Origin of the sequence: Uliginosibacterium paludis, assembly GCF_039631355.1 — a bacterium.
Lineage (GTDB): Bacteria > Pseudomonadota > Gammaproteobacteria > Burkholderiales > Rhodocyclaceae > Uliginosibacterium > Uliginosibacterium paludis.
The window spans coordinates 623,475-640,017 of the sequence record NZ_JBDIVF010000003.1; the positions used below are offsets into that span (position 1 = coordinate 623,475).

Sequence of the window (16,543 nt, forward strand, 5' to 3'; positions counted from 1 at the left end):
AGCCGCCGGAAGACTGACAGACGCTACACGCGCACCGGACAATCCTGACAGAAGGCGTGTCATGTTCGGCGCATCGTTTCCGGAAAATCGCCGGAAAGCCTTGCGGGAAGGGCATTCTGAAAACTGGTTCGATACTTGCTGTGAAGGTGTTACGCCCCCGTCACATGCAGGAGAAACAGCATGATGCCCCGCCCCATATACCTGGATTACTCCGCCACCACGCCGGTTGACCCGCGGGTCGTGGCGCGAATGATGCCCTGGCTCTTCGACAACTTCGGCAACCCGGCCAGCCGCTCGCACGCCTACGGCTGGGCAGCAGAAGAGGCTGTCGAGATCGCACGCGAACAGGTGGCCACGCTGATCGGCGCCGACCCGCGCGAGATCGTGTGGACCTCGGGCGCGACCGAGTCGAACAATCTCGCCATCAAGGGCGCGGCACGCTTTCATGCCGCCCGGGGCAAGCACATCATCACCGTGAAGACCGAGCACAAATCGGTCCTGGATACCTGTCGCGAACTCGAACGCGACGGCTTCGAAATCACCTGGCTGGACGTCATGGAAAACGGCCTGATCGATTTCGAGGCCTTCGCCGCCGCCCTGCGCCCGGACACCATCCTGGCTTCGGTGATGCTGGTCAATAACGAGATCGGCGTGGTGCAGGACATCGCCCGGCTCGGCAGCCTCTGCCGCGAGAAGAAGGTGCTGTTCCATGTCGATGCGGCCCAGGCCACCGGAAAGGTCGCCATCGACCTCTCGAACCTGCCGGTCGACATGATGTCGCTCTCGGCCCACAAGACCTACGGCCCCAAGGGGATCGGCGCGCTCTATGTGTCACGCAAGCCGCGGGTGCGGATCGACGCGCTGATCCACGGGGGCGGCCATGAACGCGGCATGCGCTCGGGCACCTTGCCCACCCACCAGATCGTCGGCATGGGTGAGGCCTACTGGATCGCGCATCAGAACATGGCGGCCGAAAACGAACGCATCCGCGGCCTGCGTGATCGCCTGATGCACGGCCTGATGAAGCTCGATCAGGTCTTCGTCAATGGCGACATGACCCAGCGCGTGCCGCACAACCTGAACCTTTCCTTCAACTTCGTCGAAGGCGAATCCCTGCTGATGGGCATCAAGGATGTGGCGGTGTCTTCCGGCTCGGCCTGCACCTCGGCAAGCCTGGAACCTTCCTACGTGCTGCGGGCGCTGGGGCGCAGCGATGAGCTTGCCCACAGCTCGATCCGCTTCTCGATCGGCCGATTCACCACGCGGGAAGAAGTGGATCGCGTGATCGAGCTCATCAGCAGCGCCGTCGGCAAGCTGCGCGATCTCTCTCCCTTGTGGGACATGCATCGCGACGGCATCGATCTCGCAAGCGTGCAGTGGGCTACCCACTGACACCATAACAAGACCCTCCAACCCGGGCTGATCGCCACCCACGACAGCCTTCCAAACCAGGACAACGGAGAATCACCATGGCATACAGCGACAAGGTTCTTGATCACTACGACAACCCCCGCAACGTCGGCTCGATGTCTTCGGCGGATGAAGACGTCGGCACCGGCATGGTCGGTGCACCGGCCTGCGGCGACGTGATGAAGCTGCAGATCAAGGTCAATGCCGAAGGCATCATCGAGGACGCGAAGTTCAAGACCTATGGCTGCGGTTCGGCCATCGCCTCGAGCTCGCTCGTGACCGAATGGGTCAAGGGCAAGAGTCTCGATGAGGCACTGGCCATCAAGAACACCGACATCGCCGAAGAGCTCGCGCTGCCGCCGGTCAAGATCCACTGCTCCATCCTCGCCGAAGACGCCATCAAGGCCGCCGTCGCCGATTACCGCACCAAGCAGGGCATCCCCAGCGCCAGCGAAACCGAGGCCTGCCCCGCCGTCGTCGTTGAAAAAGCCGCCGCCTGAAAGGACACATCATGAACGCTCCCGCAGATATCCCCTCCCCCATCATTTTCTCGGATGCCGCGGCCTCCAAGGTCGCCGAGCTGATCGAGGATGAAGGCAATCCGGCCCTCAAGCTGCGCGTGTATGTGAATGGCGGCGGCTGCTCCGGCTTCCAGTACGGCTTCGCCTTCGAGGAAGAAGACAAGGAAGACGACCTGCTGGTCGAAAAATCCGGCGTACGTCTGGTGATCGACAGCGTCAGCATGCAGTACCTGATGGGCGCCGAGATCGATTACGAAGACAGCCTGGAAGGCTCGCGCTTCGTGATCCGCAATCCGAACGCCACCTCGACCTGCGGCTGCGGCAGTTCCTTCTCGGTCTGACTCCGCAGCGTCATCCGCCGCTACCGCATTCAAACCACAGGAGGATCACAGCATGATCACCGTCAGCGACAAAGCCGCCCGTCACGTCCAGAGAAGCCTCGCCAAGCGCGGCGGCGGCATGGGCCTGCGTCTCGCCGTGAAGACCAGCGGCTGCTCGGGCCTGGCCTACGCGCTCGAGTTCGTCGACAAGCCCGAATCCGAAGACCAGATCTACGAGAGCAATGGCGTCACCATCGTCATCGATCCGAAGAGCCATGTCTTCCTGGACGGCACCGAGCTCGACTTCGTTCGGGAAGGCCTCAACGAAGGCTTCAAGTTCAACAATCCGAACGCGAAAGCAGCCTGCGGCTGCGGCGAAAGCTTCGCGGTCTGATCACAAGCTTGTTCCGGTACGGGCATGAGCCGGTGCCGCCCCCGGAGCCCTCCCCCTGACGGGCCCGCAAAACGATACGGAGCATCACCATGGCCCTGCTGCAGATCGCCGAACCCGGCTTGAGCGCTGCGCCGCACCAGCACCGGCTGGCCGTCGGCATCGACCTCGGGACCACCAACTCGCTGGTCGCCACGGTGGCCAGCGGCGTCACCCGCGTGATGCCCGACGAGGCCGGCAAGATGCTGCTGCCATCGGTGGTCCGCTACACCGGAGACGACGCCGGCATCACCGTGGGCCACGCGGCGCAGGCCGAACAGATCAGTGACCCGCGCAACACCATCGTGTCGGTCAAGCGCTTCATGGGCCGCAGCCTCGCGGATCTGCCGGATCCGGCCGGCACGCCCTACGAGCTGCTCGACACGCCCGGCATGCTCAGCATCAACACCCGCGCCGGCGTGAAGTCGCCGGTGGAAGTCTCTGCCGAGATCCTGCGTGCCTTGCGCGAGCGCGCCGAAGCCTCACTCGGTGGCGACCTGGTGGGCGCGGTGATTACCGTGCCGGCCTACTTCGACGATGCGCAACGTCAGGCCACCAAGGATGCCGCGCGTCTGGCCGGCCTCAATGTGCTGCGCCTGCTCAACGAGCCGACCGCCGCAGCGATTGCCTACGGACTGGACAACGGGGCGGAAGGCACCTTCGCGATCTACGATCTGGGCGGCGGTACCTTCGATATCTCGGTGCTGAAACTCACCCGCGGAGTCTTCGAAGTGCTCTCCACCGCGGGCGACGCAGCCCTGGGCGGGGACGATTTCGATCACTGCATTGCGGACTGGCTCTCTGCCACGATCAGGCTCGAAGCCCCCACACCGAATGATCTGCGCCTGCTGGCCTCGCTGTCGCGCCGCGCCAAGGAGCAGCTCTCTGCCAGCGACACCGCCATGCTGGCCGGCCAGCTCTCCAGCGGCCGCATGTTTTCTGCCGAACTGAGCCGCACGGCTTTCGAAGAGATGAGCCGGCCACTCGTCGCGCGCACGATGGCGCCGGTGCGCAAGGCGCTGCGTGATGCCAAGGTCATGCCGGAGGAAATCGATGGCGTGGTGATGGTCGGCGGCTCCACCCGCATGCCGCAGATCCAGGCCGAGGTTGCCGCATATTTCGGCCGTGAGCCGCTCAACAATCTGAATCCGGACGAAGTCGTGGCGCTGGGCGCAGCGATCCAGGCCAATATCCTGGCCGGTAACCGCGGCACCGGGGACGGCGACGACTGGCTGCTGCTGGACGTTTGCCCGCTCTCGCTGGGGCTGGAAACCATGGGTGGCCTGGTCGAGAAGATCATCCCGCGCAACTCGACGATTCCCACCGCCCGGGCGCAGGAATTCACGACCTTCAAGGACGGCCAGACCGCGATGGCCATCCATGTGCTGCAGGGCGAGCGCGAACTGGTGAGCGACTGCCGCTCGCTTGCCCGCTTTGATCTGCGCGGTATTCCGCCGATGGTGGCCGGCGCCGCACGCATCCGCGTGACCTTCCAGATCGATGCCGACGGCCTGCTCTCGGTCGCCGCGCGTGAAATGATTTCCGGCGTCGAAGCCCAGATCCAGGTGAAGCCTTCCTACGGCCTCTCCGACGATCAGGTCACCGACATGCTGATGGATGCCTACGGCAAGGCCGATACCGACATGGCCATGCGCATGCTGCGCGAAGCCCAGGTGGACGCCCGCCGACTGATGGACGCTACGCAGACCGCGCTGGAAGAGAATGGCCACGAGTTGCTGAGCCATGACGAATACATGGCGGTTCAGCAGGCGGTGTATGGCCTCGCCGACGTGCTGGAGCAGGAGGGAGACACTGCTGCGATCAAGCGCGCCACCGATGCGCTCAATACCGCATCCACCGCCTTTGCCGAGCGTCGCATGGATGCCAGCATTCGCGCAGCGCTCTCGGGAACCAGGCTTGAGGAGCTTTCGGCATGAGCACCATCACCGTCATTCCGCATCCCGAACTCTGCCCCACCGGCGCCCGCATCCAGGCCAGCAAGGGCGTCAGCCTGTGCGACGCACTGCTGGCAGCCGGCATCGAGATCGAACACGCCTGCGAAAAGGTGACCGCCTGCGCCACCTGCCATGTTTATCTGCGCTCGGGGGCGGCGAGCGTGAAGCCGCCCAGCGATGAAGAGGAAGACCAGCTCGACGACGCATGGGGGCTTGAAGCCGATTCGCGTCTGGCCTGCTGCGTGAAAATCGCCGAGGGGGATCTCACCGTCGAACTGCCGGTGCATACCCGCAATCACGCGCGGGAGTAAGCAGAACGTCTTGCGGCAGGCTCTGCCCTGCACGCCGGACACACCGCGGAAGGACACGGCGTGAGGCTTTTCTCCCGCTCCAGGCGTCTGCTTCAGGCTGAAGTCCTGCCGGCCGCCATGCTGTCGCGCGGCTTCAGCCCCTGCCGGAGCAGCTGCTGCCGGTGGCGGATCCCGACACGGCGTGCCCCGGCACGCGCTGCGCCCGATGCACGACCGGCCCTGCCCTGCGTCCCAGCCAGCGGCTTGCAAGCAGCCCGGCCATGAGCCCCAGCGCGCCGCCGGCGAGGCTGGCGGCATCCCCGCCTGCGGCCCCCGCAACCATGCCCAGCACCAGACCGAGTGCCGGTGGCAGGTAGAGGCTGGCCGCCATGCGCAGCAGTTCGCCGGACGGCAGCGAGAGGCTCACCGTATCCGCCACCTGCAACTGCCCGGCGTCTGCCAGGGGCACTTCGACCTGGCGCAGCGTGCCGGCGTCGGTGCCGCACTGGCGTTTGCTGCGGCAACTGCCGCATGCCGCGGCGGCATGACTTTCGACGACCAGGGTGGTGCCCCGAATGGCGAGGATGCGGACTTCGCTGGATGCCATGCTGCGCTCCCGATGAGGTTCGCCAGAGCCTCCGCAAGGGACGTGCCAGCGCTGTCATGCCTTGTATGAAGGCCGCTGGCACGGGAGCCATCCGCTTTGCCGGCCGGGGAGCGTCCTTTTGTCTGTACGGTCTGTCACTTTTGGCACCTGTTGTCAGGAATTGCCCCGTTCTGATGCATGTGATCCGACCATCCCGTCGGCCCCGCAGGGCGCCTCCCGCGGGCAAAGCCTCATCGCACAAGGGCTCCGCGTCAACCCGCTGGCCCGCATTCTTTCGGCATGCCGATTGCTAACGGTATGTTTGCTACAGATCAATTGTCTGAGCAGGGTTTACGGTTCCAGGCGCATTCCGTATCCGGGCGTTCCGGCCCCCCGGGCCGCCCAGTTTGCAAAGGCACGCATCATGATCGCGACCGCAGGAAACAGGGCTTCCGAATCGCGGGCTTCACTCGAGCTCGTCACCGTTTATGAAATCAGCAAGATCCTGACATCCTCTCTGGATGTATCGCGTACCTTGCGCGAATCCCTCAACGTGCTGCAAAGCCTGCTGGGCTTCCGCCGCAGCATGGTCCTCCTCAAGGAAGAAGACGAAGACGAGCTCGAGCTCTTCGTATCGGTGGGCCTCAACGCGGCCGAGGCGCAGCTTGCGCGATACCAGCCGGGCGAAGGTGTCATCGGGCGCGTCTTCTCGCTGGGCACACCGAATGTGATTCCCGACATCGCGAGCGAGCCGCTGTTTCTCAACCGGACGGGGTCGCTGGACGAGAATGCAGGAGGTCCGCCGACGGCATTCGTGGCAGTGCCGATCCGTACTGCGACCCATGTGATCGGTGTGCTGACCATCGACCGCAAGGGGGAAGACTCCGGCGGCTATGCGCGCGACCTGCGACTGCTCTCGATGGTGGCCAACCTGATCGGCCAGGCGGTCACCCTGAGACGCATCGTGACCGAAGATCGCGAGCGGCTGATCCTGCAGACCGAACACGAACGCGATGCCCGCAACAAGACCGTGTTCACGCTCGACAACGTGGTGGGCGCTTCCGAGCGCATGCAGCAGGTGTTCGCCGAAGCGCACATGGTGGCGCCTTCACGCTCGACCGTACTGCTGCGCGGCGAAAGCGGCACCGGCAAGGAAGTGATTGCCCGCGCGGTGCATGAGCTTTCACCGCGGGCGAACAAGCCCTTCGTCAAGGTCAATTGCGCCGCACTCTCCGAAACCCTGCTCGAGTCGGAACTCTTCGGGCATGAGAAAGGGGCCTTCACCGGCGCAGCCGGCGTACGCAAGGGGCGCTTCGAGATGGCCGACGGCGGTACGCTCTTCATGGATGAGATCGGCGACATTTCGCCGGCTTTCCAGACCAAGCTGCTGCGCGTGCTGCAGGAACGGGAGTTCGAGCGCGTCGGCGGCAACAAGCCGATCAAGGTCGATGTGCGGCTGATCTGCGCCACCAACCGCAATCTGGAGAAGATGGTCAGTGCCGGCACCTTCCGCTCCGATCTCTACTTCCGGATCAATGTCATCAGCATTTTCCTGCCGCCGCTGCGCGAAAGGCCGAACGACATTCCTGCCCTGGCGAGCCATTTCCTGCAGCGTTTCAATGAAGAGAACGATCGCCATATCGCGCTGACTGATGCGGCCCAGGGCGTGCTTCAGCATTGCTACTGGCCGGGCAATGTGCGCGAACTGGAGAACTGCATCGAGCGTGTCGCCACCATGACCCGCACTGATCGGGTCGATATGCACGACTTCCCCTGCACCCACAACCGCTGCCTCACGCAGGTGCTCCACTTCGTGAAGAAGGACGATGCGGTCGCGCCCGCGGAAGCAGGCGCCGTTGGTCTCGAGGCGCCTCAGGCGCCTGCCGGTTTCACGCCCGGCGCCAGCCCTGCCACGCCCGCCTCATCTGCTCCGGCGGGCAGCGCTGCTGCGGATGGCAAACCCGAAGGCGAACGCGAGCGCCTGATCTGGGCCATGGAGCAGGCGCGCGGGGTGCGTGCCAAGGCGGCCCGCCTGCTCAACATCACCGGGCGCCAGATGGGTTACGCGCTGAAGAAGTACGACATCCAGGTCAGGCGCTTCTGAGCCTGAGGCGGCCCGGGGCATGAGCTGGCCGCCCGAGACGCTGCAGACGGCCCGGCTGCGTTTGCGCAAGCCCCTCGCGTCCGATGCGGAGGCGGTCTTCGGGCAGCTCTCGGGTGACGCCGAGGTCACCCGCCATCTTGGCTGGCTGACCCATCATGAGCTCGCGCAGAGCCGCCAGCAGATCAGTCTGGATCTGTTGCGCTGGAGCCGGGGCTCCGCATGGACCTGGATCGTGGAGCTCGATGCGCATCCCGTTGGCATGTTCCGGTATTCGCTGGTGGAACCCCACATGTTGCGCATCGGCGTGATGCTGGCGCGCCGGCATCACGGTCAGGGTCTCATGAGCGAAGTGACTCGCAGGATGATCGACGAGGCCTTTCGCGTGTCGGCCTTCCACCGCATCGAGGCGCTGTGCGACGCAGACAATCTGCCCTCGCGACGCATGCTCGAACGCGCGGGGCTGCGTTGCGAAGGCCGTCTGGCCAGCTGCATCATCCACCCGAACCTCTCGAGCCTGCCGCGTGACGCGTGGCTGTATGCAATCAGCCGCCAACAGGCGCAAGATGCCGCCTTGATTCATCCGCACCGGATTCCTCTTGAACCTTCCGCTCCCTGATTCGCCATCGGTTGCGCGCAATCGCGATGTCATACTCGACGTGCTGCGCGAACATCTCGCAGCCGCCCGCAGCGTGCTGGAGATCGGCAGCGGTACGGGGCAGCATGCCATTCATTTTGCGGCGGCCATGCCGCACTTGCGCTGGCAATGCAGCGACCGCGCCGAGGCCCTGGCCGGCATTGCCGGCTGGCTTGCGCAAGCCGGCCTGCCGAATACCCCCGCCCCGCTCGAACTCGACGTTTCAGGCCCATGGCCCGAAGGCTGTCATGACGCCGTTTTCAGCGCCAATACGCTGCACATCATGGCCTGGGCTCAGGTGGAGGCGTTCTTCCGGCAGATCCCGGCCGTGCTGAACCCCGACGGCAGGCTCGTCATCTACGGCCCCTTCAACTATCAGGGGCGCTACACGAGCAGCAGCAATGCCGAGTTCGACGGCTGGCTCAAGGCGCGCGCCACGCATCAGGGCATCCGTGACTTCGAGGCGGTGCAGCAGCTGGGCCAGCAGGCAGGCCTCACGCTCGTGGAGGACCGCGCCATGCCGGCCAACAACCGCTGTCTGGTCTGGGTGCGCTGAGCCCGGGCTTGCTGCGCTTGCGCTGCCTCGTGCCTCAGCCGAGCGCCTTGCGGATGTCCGCCATGAAACGCTGACTTTCTTCCTTCGTGGCCAGATTCGAGGCGAGTTGCACCAGCCCCTGCTGCAGGCTGTTGCCATTCTCGAAGGCCTCATCACACAGGATGCCGGCAATCGGCCCCAGATACAGCAGGGCGATGTCCTGGATGCTCTGGCGCTGGCGCTCGCTCGGCCCGCTGCCCTGAGTGGTCGCCGCAGCAGCTGCAGTCCTGGCTGGCGGCGTGTATTTCACGCTGTGTTCGAAACCGCCCTGCAACCATTGCAGGGAACTCTCGCTCAGGGCGGTCCGGCCTGCAGGGCCGGCCACGCCGGCCTGGAATCTGGAGCGCGCCGCATTCACGTTGCCCAGACGCTGCACGGCCTCGTCATTGCGCAGCATCCTGAACTGCACATCCTCCACCACCCCGCCCTGCACGCGGATCGTGCAGGAATGGTTTTCCTCGGTCACCACGAACAGGAAGCCGCTGGCTTTCTGACTGATGAGTGTCTTGAGCTCGCGCAGGATCTCAATCAGCGGCCTGAATTCATTTGACATGGCAGGTCCCTTTCCGGAATGGGCGATGGTGCTCATGAACGCTTCGCGAGGCGTTCCATGGCCAGGCGCACACTGTTGGAGAGTCGTGCGATGGCACGCGCCAGCGTGCCGATCTCGTCCTTCAGATCCACTTCGGCGATCGAGTGCTCCCAGCGGCCGAGACTCAGCTCCTCGGCCACCTTGGTCAGACGCTGCACCGGGCTCAGCACGCGCTTCCAGATGAGCATCGACTGCAGGCTCAGCAACACCACGCAGACGATCAGCCCGAGGCCGGCAATCCAGAGGGATTGACGGACGATGACGGCATTCACATCCCGCTTCGGGTAGGCCGACACCAGCGTGAAGCCCCAGCCTGGCACCTCTTCGCTGCTCACCACCCAGTCGTCCGGATGCAGCTTCACGATCTGGGCCATGTCTTCAGCCGACACAATGCCCTCGCCCTTCGAGCTGAAGCGCAGCGTGCCCTTGCTGTCGAACAGGGCGATGAAGCCGGAATCGAGCACGCGGCTGCTGCTCACCACCGCATCGAGTTCGGCCATGTCTGTCTTGTAGCCGACGTAGAAAATCCCGATCGGCGGGCGAGCATTGCCGGCCAGAATCGGTTCATAGCCGGTCACATAAGGCGTGCCCAGGATATCGACCACTCCATAGAAGCTCTCGCCCTGCTGGATCCGGCCGATGACCTTGCCTTTCGGATCGAGCACCGTACCGACTGCGCGCGAACCGTCATCCTTCTTCACATTGGTCGAGATGCGCACATAGTCGTCGCCGGTGCGCGAGAAGATGGTGGCGGTCCCTTGCATCGTATCGGTGACGTTGTCGACCAGTGTGTTGTTGCCCCCGACTTCCCGGGCGCCGAACAGCAGGTTGGTCGCCGTGCGGCCACCCAGCTCCACCGGGCCGCCGCTGCCGGCAGGCCCCATGGCTGCAGCCTGCTGGCGCAGCAGACGCATCGAGCTCTGCACGCGTTCGATCATGATCGAGCGGGTCACCGCGAATAGGCTCTGCAGCGCCGAGGTCTGCTGCTTGATCGAATGCTCGGCCTCATCGTGGGCGTTGTTGGCGGCGATGCTGGCCAGCACCGCGGTCAGCGCCACGACCACCACAATGACAAGCGCGAGAACGGGCAACAACAGCCTGACTCGCAGGGATTCCTGAAGCTTCATCGAATGACTCCGTTGGGGATATTTCATCGTTTCCGGCAGGCCGGCTTATGCCCTGATGTTAACAGCCGCCCCTTCGGGCAATCGTCGTTGTTTGATTAGGATCAATATATCGATTCCGCGAATTCCGTCGGCTTTTCCTTGTTTTCAAACGTTTTTCATGATTGAGCCGACCCTCTTCGGCTCGACACCCGGCAGGTGGGTCTGGATGGACGGTACGCATGGCGCGGGCAGTGGCGGAATCGGCAGGATCAGCGCGAATGAGCCCTCCCCTTGCAGGCTGTCGTGCATCGCGACACATCCTGGCGGCATGCAAGCCTGCTGTCAGGAAAGGCCGCAGCCCTTGCGCTGCAAGCCTTTCGGGGGAACGCGCCGCCCGCGCCCGAAACATCCGCTTACATCCGCTTGCAGGCCTGTTGCATGCGGAAGCGGACGGCTTACATCTCTGGCTTTGAATACGCCCACCGGATGTCCGGTGCTTCAAGGAGTCAGAACATGAAAACCATCTCCCCGCGAATCCTCTTTGCCACGCTTGCCACCGGCAGCGTCCTGCTTGCCGCCCAGGCGCAGGCTGCCACTACGCCCGGCCTCTACGTCGGCGCCAATACCGGGATCAGCCTCGCGAATCACCGCACCGCCGGCCTTGACGGCGCCGTGGCCAACCAGGGCGTCAATGTCACCTCGGGTAACTCGGACAAGCAGGACACGGCCTGGGGCCTGACGCTCGGTTATGACATCAACCCGAACCTTGCCGTGGAAGCAGGCTATGTGAATCTCGGCAGCATGGGCTATCAGTCGAACGCCGCAGCCGGCGCCGTCGTCGGCTCGCTCAAGTCGCAGGGGCTGACACTGGCGGCCAAGGGCACGCTGCCGCTCGCGAACGGGTTTGCGGCCTACGGCAAGGTGGGCCTGATCGACGCGCGGACCGACCTGCGTACCAGCGGGCTGGCAACCCGCAATACCCGCGAGTATTCGGTGAGCCCGCTGGTCGGGCTGGGCGTGAGCTATGACCTCACGCCTCAGGTGGCGACCCAGCTGGAATGGAACCACTACAGCGATCTCGGCGGCGCCTCCACCAGCGAAGCTTCCTACAACACCGTGTCGGTGGGTCTGCGCTATCGCTTCTGAGCCACTCCACGCACGGCAGGGCTCGGGCACACCGCCAGGCGGTGTGCCTTTTCCTGTGCCGCCGCCGGAGGAGCAGAACTTGCTAGGTCTCTCCGGTACCGTGCAGAAGGAGTTCCGTCATGTCAGGCATCGCCAGTGTTCAGGCCATTGAAGACGCCGAAGGTGTCCATCTCTACATTTTCGACACCGACGATCACTGCGTGGCCGCGCTGAGCGAACTCGCCCGGCATGCGCCGGCGAGCCTGGCGGATCTGATGCAGGCCTGCCACCACAACAGGCTTGAAGGTCTCGGTGCGCGGGCCAGCGATCCGGGTGCCGACTATCTGCGCGTCACCGATCCGGCGCGACACTGGGAAATCATCGCCGACTACGACGGCGAGCACTACACGCCCTATGAAACCGACATGGGCCGGGCCGGTCTGCGCCTCGCAGGCGCGGGCTATGTGCTGGGCCTTTTCCATCGCCAGGCAGAGGGCAACAGGTTCGAGCACGCCGGCGAAGGCAGCATCTGGCAATACGTCTTTGCCAGCCCGGTCGCGGCCGAGCAGGTCCTCGACGAGATCGGGCTCGACTGCGAAATCCACGCCATTCGCGCCCTGCTCGACCAGGGATGCCGCCTCGGCAGCTGAGCCGGCGCTGCCCTCCATCGCGCAGACCCCGCCACAAGGCGGCCGCAGGGCTCACGCAGGCGCCGCTCTTCTGCACAGTGCACGCTTCAACAAGGAAAGGTCGTGCGCCTGACGGCCCGGGCTGATCAGCCGGGGCATCCCCTCGTCTCACGCATGGCATGAAGCTGAAGTCTCTGCAGGAACTGGAACACGCATGAAAATGGAATCCCTCCCGGTCGCCGAACTGCCGCTTGAAGCCGTCGCAGCCCTCAGACAAGGTCACCGGATCGCCGCGATCCGCGTCGTACGCAGCACCCAGAACACCGAAACCGATGGTCTCGACGAGGCCAGGAACAAGGTCGAGGCCTATCTGGCGCAAAACCCCGAACTGCACCGCTTCGTGCGCGAACGCGAGGCGCATGCCCGTGCAGGGCTGGTGCGCATCATCGTCATTGCGGCGATTACCGCGAGTCTCGTCGCGATCTTCCTGAACCAGTAAGCCGGAGCGCCGGTCAGGCCAGGGCCTGGCCGGCGAGCTTCGCCAGCATCTGCGGTCTCACGACTTCCAGCCATTCCTCCAGGCGCAGGTCGGTGAGCTGGCTCTGTGTGCGCTGATCAATGATCAGACCGAGAAAGCGCCCCTCCAGCACCGAAGCGGAGTGCTCGAACACATAGCCTTCGGTGCTCCACTGGCCAACGATTTCAGCACCGCGCGCCAGCACGATGTCATGCAGCACGCGCAGCGAGCTGGCAAAGCGTTCGGCATAACGTTCCTGCGCGCCCAGCGCAAAGAACGCCACGCGCTTGCCATCAAACACGGCACCGGCCGGAAGGCGGGCGAGAAACTCCTCCCAGTTCGATTCGAGGCAACCGGCCGTCCGCCCCGGGATCTGACCGACGCCATAGCTGGGCGTGCCCAGCAGCAAGGCGTCGTACTGCAACATGTCGGCCGGCGTGATCCGGTTGACGTTGAGCGGTTTGTCGGCAACGTCGTCACCCAGCAGCTTGTGAAGCTTCTTGGCGATCAGGCGTGTCGTGCCGGTTTCGGTGCCGAAGAAAATCCCGATCTTCATGACGTGAATCTCCCTTGCTGGTGATGATGAGGCTCAGGTGCCCGCACGTTGCGCGCCGCCGACCAGGATGTTGAACACTTCGCGCAGGAGCATCAGCTCGCTCATCGCGCTGCCACGCAGCTCGCTGATCGGCTTGAACACGGCCCCCTGTGCTTCGATCAGCGCGGCGGGCGCTTCGAAGCAGGTAAAGCGCAGCACGTGCACACGGATTGGCTGGCCATCGGCCATGAACCAGGCATCGAACTCCGGCATCCGGACGATCTCGTCCGGCTTGAGCTGCCAGGCCGCAACGGCGGCCTGAAGCACGGCCTCGCCATCGTGCCCGGGGTCGATCCGCTCCGGCATCGGCATGGCCACGGCCCCCTCCGGGAGCGGCCCGGGCGCCAGCAGACACTTGTCCCAGCGCGCAAAGAGCAGTGCTGCGCTGTAGGAATCGAAATGCGCCAGGATCACGCGGTTGGCTTGCAGAATCTGCGAACTGCTCATGACGGGCCTTTCTGTGAGTGAAAACCGGATGCGGGCTTCAGCCGGCTGCGAGCGGCAGATCCGCCGTGTGCCGGAGCAGTTTCAGGCAGTCAAGCGTCGAGCAGAGGTCCACTGCGCGCGCGTCATCGAAGTTCCTTACCAGCGGATCCGCGCCGAGCGAGAGCAGCAGCGCGAGCATGTCGGCCTTGCCGCTGGAAGCGCAATACATCAGCGCGGTGGCCCCGGTGTCGTTACGACTGTCGAGCAGCACGCCGGCCTCTGCCAGCGCCCGCACACAGGCGCCGTTTGCCCCCACGCAGGCAAGCCACAGCGCGGTATTGCCATCGGCATTCCGTGACAGCGGACTCGCTCCCAGCGAGAGCAGTTCGCGCAGCAGCGCCTCTTCGCCGCGCCATGCCGCATGCATGAGCGGCGTCAGGCCGTGTTCGCCGGCCGCATCGATGTCGGAGCCGGAAAAACCGCGGGCGGCAAGGAAGCTGCCCAAGGCCTGGCTCGTCGATTTGGTGCTCGGAAACGGGGCCGTTTCCGGCAGGGTGAGCGCAGCAGCCAGCGCATCGTATCCACCGTCGACGCTGTAGACCTCGCCGAAACGGAAGTCGGCAAACATGCCGGCCCAGGTCTGGCTCGCATTGCCCCGGAAGCAATAGATCAGCACCGGCGTGCTGCGCGGCAGGGTCGAGATGATCTCGCCGAAGTTCGCGTCACTCAGGAATCGGGCGCCTTCGATGTGGCCGCGATCGAAACTCGTGCGGTCGCGGCTGTCGAAGAGCGCGAGCTCGGCGGACTCGCCCCGGCGGTGCTCGCGGAGCATCGCTGCGGCGCGAGGCGCCGGAATACGGATGAAGGATGGGCTCATGATGGATCGCCTTGTGCGGAAAGCGTGGCCATGCCGGCAAGATTGTCCGCTTCGCCCGCGGGCAGCGGTGCGGTGGCGTACTCCGCACGCTCGGCATAGGCGGCAAGGGTTTCGATCCGCGCATCGACGCGCGGCTTGCCGACGGTGAAGTGATACATCGACTGCCAGGCACTGTCCTCCAGCCCAAGCAGTTCATGCACGGCGTCGTCGAAGTAGCAGCCGATGCCGGTGCCGCGCAGCCCGAGTGCTTCGGCCTCCAGATACAGCACCTGCCCCAGCAGGCCGGCCTGCCGGTGCAGTTCCCGGTACGCCGCAGGGCTGGCGCCGAGCGCATCCTCGAAGGGGCACAGCATGCCCAGCGCGAAATGCGCATGCGCGGCGATGTCCTGATGACAATGCAGGCTGCGCGCGAGACGCTGCAGCGCGGGCGCTTCGAGTGCCTCGATACGCGCCAGATGCAGACCGGGCGGAAGTCCTGGCACCGGCGAGAGCACATGATGTGTTTCGATCCGGCGGCGCAATCCGTTTGCCGGTTCGCCGCGCGAGAGCAGATAGACACCGCTTCCGAGGGTCTCGACACGATGGACGAAGACGACGAGATCCATGTCCCAGATGGCCGGCAGCACATCCCAGGGCGCAAAATCGGTGGGCATCAGCCGCCCCATGATGTGCAGGAAATCCTGTCGTGACATCTGCGAAGCCGGATCGAAATGCTGCGCGCTGCGGCGCGTGAGGGCGAGACTCGCGAACGTTGCACCCTCGCCGGAACAGGCGCCCGGATGCGGCAGGGGCAGACCGATCTGGCGGCGGGCCTGCGGCATGGCGTCGCGTGTGAGGCGGGCTATTTCACCGATCACCGGCCAGCGATACATTGGATGCAGATCGATCGCACTCGCCTGCCCCATCCACAGCGCGCCGGAGCTGGCCGCAAGCAGCGCACGCGCCTCCGGGGGCTGGGCCGGAAAGTCAGCGCTGCCCAGGCACATCAGGATTTCCGTTTCTTCCAGCTCGGTTTCCTGGATGCGACGGGCCGGAAAATCCTGCAGGCGGTCCAGCCCGAGCGCGGTGCCGAGCACGTCCTGATCGATTTCCGGATGCGCCACCAGTTGCCAGCCCAGTGCCGCGGCGGCGTAGCGCAAGGCGCCCATCGCATGGCCGGTATCGAGCTGACAGTAGCGGAAAGCGCGCTCGCCGTACTTCCATGCTTCGCGCCACATCACCGAGGCGAGCGCGATATGCAATCCGGGTGCGAGCCCGCTCTGCCCGATGTAGCGGGCGCGGCACTCGAGCATGTGATGCTCGGGGTCGTAGTGATAGACGCCATCGGCGAGCCCCGCCACGCCTGCCGAGATCAGATAGGCCTCGGCAGGATGCAGGTTGCCGCTGGAAGGATTGGCCCGTACCGCCCAGCGATCGGGCCCGAAACGCTTCCAGGCCGTGATGCCCAGCGTCAGATGCAGGAAGGCTCCGATGCTCGCCAGATCGACCTTGACCGGCGGATGCGGCAGGGCCACGCTGCCGAAGGGCCGGCTCAGTGCCGCGCCGAGCGCGCCGGGCAGCGAAGCATCCGCCAGCGGCAGCAGGATGCGCTGCGCACCTTCGAAGTGCCGGAATGCCGCCGGCTGTTCGTCCCAGTCCAGCGTTTCAGGGCCAGCCGCATAGCGTTCGAAGCGATGCTTGGTGCGATGGTGATAGGCCTTGACCAGATCACGGGCATCGGCGGCGGCTTGCCCGCCCTCCTGCATGTCGGACGACTCAGGAAGCATGGTGTTCTTTCTCCTGGATGCATGGCGCGGAAATGCCGCAGGCATTCACTTCGCTCCCATGAATC

At 64.8% G+C, this 16,543-nt stretch carries 20 protein-coding genes; 12 read left to right on the forward strand and 8 right to left on the reverse strand.

All coding sequences use genetic code 11. From position 1 onward, the window contains the following. Positions 1 to 180: 180 nt before the first annotated feature. From ABDB87_RS11695 to fdx, 6 genes are all read left to right on the forward strand, one after another. Positions 181 to 1,392 (forward strand): IscS subfamily cysteine desulfurase, encoded by a 1,212-nt coding sequence (locus ABDB87_RS11695; protein ID WP_428715122.1) that lies wholly within the window; start codon positions 181 to 183, stop codon positions 1,390 to 1,392. Between the two features lie 77 nt (positions 1,393 to 1,469). Next, positions 1,470 to 1,910, forward strand: coding sequence for a Fe-S cluster assembly scaffold IscU (iscU, locus tag ABDB87_RS11700; RefSeq protein ID WP_345927156.1), 441 nt, complete (start codon positions 1,470 to 1,472; stop codon positions 1,908 to 1,910). Between the two features lie 11 nt (positions 1,911 to 1,921). After that, entirely contained in the window at positions 1,922 to 2,272 is a 351-nt protein-coding gene (gene erpA / locus ABDB87_RS11705; RefSeq protein ID WP_345927158.1) for an iron-sulfur cluster insertion protein ErpA, read from the forward strand. 52 nt (positions 2,273 to 2,324) lie between these two features. After that, positions 2,325 to 2,645 carry an iron-sulfur cluster assembly protein IscA gene (gene iscA / locus ABDB87_RS11710; RefSeq protein WP_345927160.1) on the forward strand — a complete coding sequence of 107 codons (321 nt, stop codon included), beginning with the start codon at positions 2,325 to 2,327 and terminating at the stop codon, positions 2,643 to 2,645. An 89-nt stretch (positions 2,646 to 2,734) separates the two neighbouring features. Next, a complete protein-coding gene (gene hscA / locus ABDB87_RS11715; protein WP_345927162.1) occupies positions 2,735 to 4,618 on the forward strand; it encodes a Fe-S protein assembly chaperone HscA in 1,884 nt (627 codons plus the stop codon). Next, positions 4,615 to 4,947, forward strand: coding sequence for an ISC system 2Fe-2S type ferredoxin (fdx, locus tag ABDB87_RS11720; RefSeq protein ID WP_345927164.1), 333 nt, complete (start codon positions 4,615 to 4,617; stop codon positions 4,945 to 4,947). Before hscA ends, fdx begins: the two co-directional genes overlap by 4 nt. A gap of 133 nt (positions 4,948 to 5,080) precedes the next feature. On the opposite strand, the gene ABDB87_RS11725 is transcribed toward fdx, so the two are convergent. Further along, positions 5,081 to 5,533, reverse strand: a complete 453-nt coding sequence (locus ABDB87_RS11725; RefSeq protein WP_345927166.1) for a SoxR reducing system RseC family protein — start codon at positions 5,531 to 5,533, stop codon at positions 5,081 to 5,083. 403 nt (positions 5,534 to 5,936) lie between these two features. On the opposite strand from ABDB87_RS11725, the gene nifA reads away from it, so the two are divergent. Genes nifA through ABDB87_RS11740 form a run of 3 tightly spaced genes read left to right on the forward strand, consistent with a single transcriptional unit; the run spans position 5,937 to position 8,806 of the window. Then, positions 5,937 to 7,616 carry a nif-specific transcriptional activator NifA gene (gene nifA, locus ABDB87_RS11730; protein ID WP_345927168.1) on the forward strand — a complete coding sequence of 560 codons (1,680 nt, stop codon included), beginning with the start codon at positions 5,937 to 5,939 and terminating at the stop codon, positions 7,614 to 7,616. A 19-nt stretch (positions 7,617 to 7,635) separates the two neighbouring features. Then, entirely contained in the window at positions 7,636 to 8,232 is a 597-nt protein-coding gene (locus ABDB87_RS11735) for a GNAT family N-acetyltransferase (protein ID WP_345927170.1), read from the forward strand. Continuing rightward, a complete protein-coding gene (locus ABDB87_RS11740; protein ID WP_345927172.1) occupies positions 8,213 to 8,806 on the forward strand; it encodes a DUF938 domain-containing protein in 594 nt (197 codons plus the stop codon). The genes ABDB87_RS11735 and ABDB87_RS11740 overlap by 20 nt, the downstream gene beginning before the upstream one ends. Before the next feature lie 34 nt (positions 8,807 to 8,840). Here the strand turns inward: ABDB87_RS11740 and ABDB87_RS11745 are convergent, their stop codons facing one another. The 3 genes from ABDB87_RS11745 to ABDB87_RS11755 form a co-directional block, all read right to left on the reverse strand. Then, the gene (locus ABDB87_RS11745; RefSeq protein WP_345927174.1) at positions 8,841 to 9,398 is read right to left on the reverse strand and encodes a DUF8082 domain-containing protein; all 558 of its coding nucleotides are present in this window, start codon (positions 9,396 to 9,398) and stop codon (positions 8,841 to 8,843) included. 32 nt (positions 9,399 to 9,430) lie between these two features. Next, positions 9,431 to 10,564, reverse strand: a complete 1,134-nt coding sequence (locus ABDB87_RS11750; RefSeq protein WP_345927176.1) for a Cache 3/Cache 2 fusion domain-containing protein — start codon at positions 10,562 to 10,564, stop codon at positions 9,431 to 9,433. Between the two features lie 144 nt (positions 10,565 to 10,708). After that, positions 10,709 to 10,852, reverse strand: a complete 144-nt coding sequence (locus tag ABDB87_RS11755; protein WP_345927178.1) for a hypothetical protein — start codon at positions 10,850 to 10,852, stop codon at positions 10,709 to 10,711. Between the two features lie 204 nt (positions 10,853 to 11,056). Between ABDB87_RS11755 and ABDB87_RS11760 the strand changes: the two genes are divergently transcribed. From ABDB87_RS11760 to ABDB87_RS11770, 3 genes are all read left to right on the forward strand, one after another. Continuing rightward, positions 11,057 to 11,689 (forward strand): outer membrane beta-barrel protein, encoded by a 633-nt coding sequence (locus ABDB87_RS11760; RefSeq protein WP_345927180.1) that lies wholly within the window; start codon positions 11,057 to 11,059, stop codon positions 11,687 to 11,689. 119 nt (positions 11,690 to 11,808) lie between these two features. Continuing rightward, on the forward strand, positions 11,809 to 12,318 hold the full coding sequence (locus ABDB87_RS11765; RefSeq protein ID WP_345927182.1) for a hypothetical protein: 510 nt from the start codon (positions 11,809 to 11,811) through the stop codon (positions 12,316 to 12,318). Positions 12,319 to 12,511: 193 nt separating this feature from the next. After that, positions 12,512 to 12,796, forward strand: a complete 285-nt coding sequence (locus tag ABDB87_RS11770; protein ID WP_345927183.1) for a hypothetical protein — start codon at positions 12,512 to 12,514, stop codon at positions 12,794 to 12,796. A 13-nt stretch (positions 12,797 to 12,809) separates the two neighbouring features. Here ABDB87_RS11770 and ABDB87_RS11775 read toward each other — a convergent pair whose 3' ends face one another. From ABDB87_RS11775 to ABDB87_RS11790, 4 genes are read right to left on the reverse strand one after another with little or no spacing between them, the layout of a single operon-like run. Further along, the gene (locus ABDB87_RS11775; protein WP_345927185.1) at positions 12,810 to 13,370 is read right to left on the reverse strand and encodes a flavodoxin; all 561 of its coding nucleotides are present in this window, start codon (positions 13,368 to 13,370) and stop codon (positions 12,810 to 12,812) included. Between the two features lie 33 nt (positions 13,371 to 13,403). Further along, entirely contained in the window at positions 13,404 to 13,856 is a 453-nt protein-coding gene (locus ABDB87_RS11780) for a hypothetical protein (RefSeq protein WP_345927187.1), read from the reverse strand. A gap of 37 nt (positions 13,857 to 13,893) precedes the next feature. Then, positions 13,894 to 14,712, reverse strand: a complete 819-nt coding sequence (locus tag ABDB87_RS11785) for an ankyrin repeat domain-containing protein (RefSeq protein WP_345927189.1) — start codon at positions 14,710 to 14,712, stop codon at positions 13,894 to 13,896. Then, complete coding sequence (locus ABDB87_RS11790) at positions 14,709 to 16,478, reverse strand: SagB family peptide dehydrogenase (RefSeq protein ID WP_345927191.1); 1,770 nt, start codon at positions 16,476 to 16,478, stop codon at positions 14,709 to 14,711. Before ABDB87_RS11790 ends, ABDB87_RS11785 begins: the two co-directional genes overlap by 4 nt. Positions 16,479 to 16,543: the final 65 nt, after the last annotated feature.

What these genes read in the sequence shown, in the direction of transcription:
- iscA (WP_345927160.1), top strand. Translation starts at nt 2,325, where the DNA reads ATGATCACCGTCAGCGACAAAGCCGCCCGTCACGTCCAGAGAAGCCTC.
- ABDB87_RS11725 (WP_345927166.1), bottom strand. Translation starts at nt 5,533, where the DNA reads ATGGCATCCAGCGAAGTCCGCATCCTCGCCATTCGGGGCACCACCCTG.
- ABDB87_RS11755 (WP_345927178.1), bottom strand. Translation starts at nt 10,852, where the DNA reads ATGCACGACAGCCTGCAAGGGGAGGGCTCATTCGCGCTGATCCTGCCG.
- ABDB87_RS11695 (WP_428715122.1), top strand. Translation starts at nt 181, where the DNA reads ATGATGCCCCGCCCCATATACCTGGATTACTCCGCCACCACGCCGGTT.
- nifA (WP_345927168.1), top strand. Translation starts at nt 5,937, where the DNA reads ATGATCGCGACCGCAGGAAACAGGGCTTCCGAATCGCGGGCTTCACTC.
- hscA (WP_345927162.1), top strand. Translation starts at nt 2,735, where the DNA reads ATGGCCCTGCTGCAGATCGCCGAACCCGGCTTGAGCGCTGCGCCGCAC.
- ABDB87_RS11750 (WP_345927176.1), bottom strand. Translation starts at nt 10,564, where the DNA reads ATGAAGCTTCAGGAATCCCTGCGAGTCAGGCTGTTGTTGCCCGTTCTC.
- ABDB87_RS11770 (WP_345927183.1), top strand. Translation starts at nt 12,512, where the DNA reads ATGAAAATGGAATCCCTCCCGGTCGCCGAACTGCCGCTTGAAGCCGTC.
- ABDB87_RS11760 (WP_345927180.1), top strand. Translation starts at nt 11,057, where the DNA reads ATGAAAACCATCTCCCCGCGAATCCTCTTTGCCACGCTTGCCACCGGC.
- ABDB87_RS11785 (WP_345927189.1), bottom strand. Translation starts at nt 14,712, where the DNA reads ATGAGCCCATCCTTCATCCGTATTCCGGCGCCTCGCGCCGCAGCGATG.
- ABDB87_RS11735 (WP_345927170.1), top strand. Translation starts at nt 7,636, where the DNA reads ATGAGCTGGCCGCCCGAGACGCTGCAGACGGCCCGGCTGCGTTTGCGC.
- ABDB87_RS11745 (WP_345927174.1), bottom strand. Translation starts at nt 9,398, where the DNA reads ATGTCAAATGAATTCAGGCCGCTGATTGAGATCCTGCGCGAGCTCAAG.
- iscU (WP_345927156.1), top strand. Translation starts at nt 1,470, where the DNA reads ATGGCATACAGCGACAAGGTTCTTGATCACTACGACAACCCCCGCAAC.
- ABDB87_RS11780 (WP_345927187.1), bottom strand. Translation starts at nt 13,856, where the DNA reads ATGAGCAGTTCGCAGATTCTGCAAGCCAACCGCGTGATCCTGGCGCAT.
- fdx (WP_345927164.1), top strand. Translation starts at nt 4,615, where the DNA reads ATGAGCACCATCACCGTCATTCCGCATCCCGAACTCTGCCCCACCGGC.
- erpA (WP_345927158.1), top strand. Translation starts at nt 1,922, where the DNA reads ATGAACGCTCCCGCAGATATCCCCTCCCCCATCATTTTCTCGGATGCC.
- ABDB87_RS11790 (WP_345927191.1), bottom strand. Translation starts at nt 16,478, where the DNA reads ATGCTTCCTGAGTCGTCCGACATGCAGGAGGGCGGGCAAGCCGCCGCC.
- ABDB87_RS11775 (WP_345927185.1), bottom strand. Translation starts at nt 13,370, where the DNA reads ATGAAGATCGGGATTTTCTTCGGCACCGAAACCGGCACGACACGCCTG.
- ABDB87_RS11765 (WP_345927182.1), top strand. Translation starts at nt 11,809, where the DNA reads ATGTCAGGCATCGCCAGTGTTCAGGCCATTGAAGACGCCGAAGGTGTC.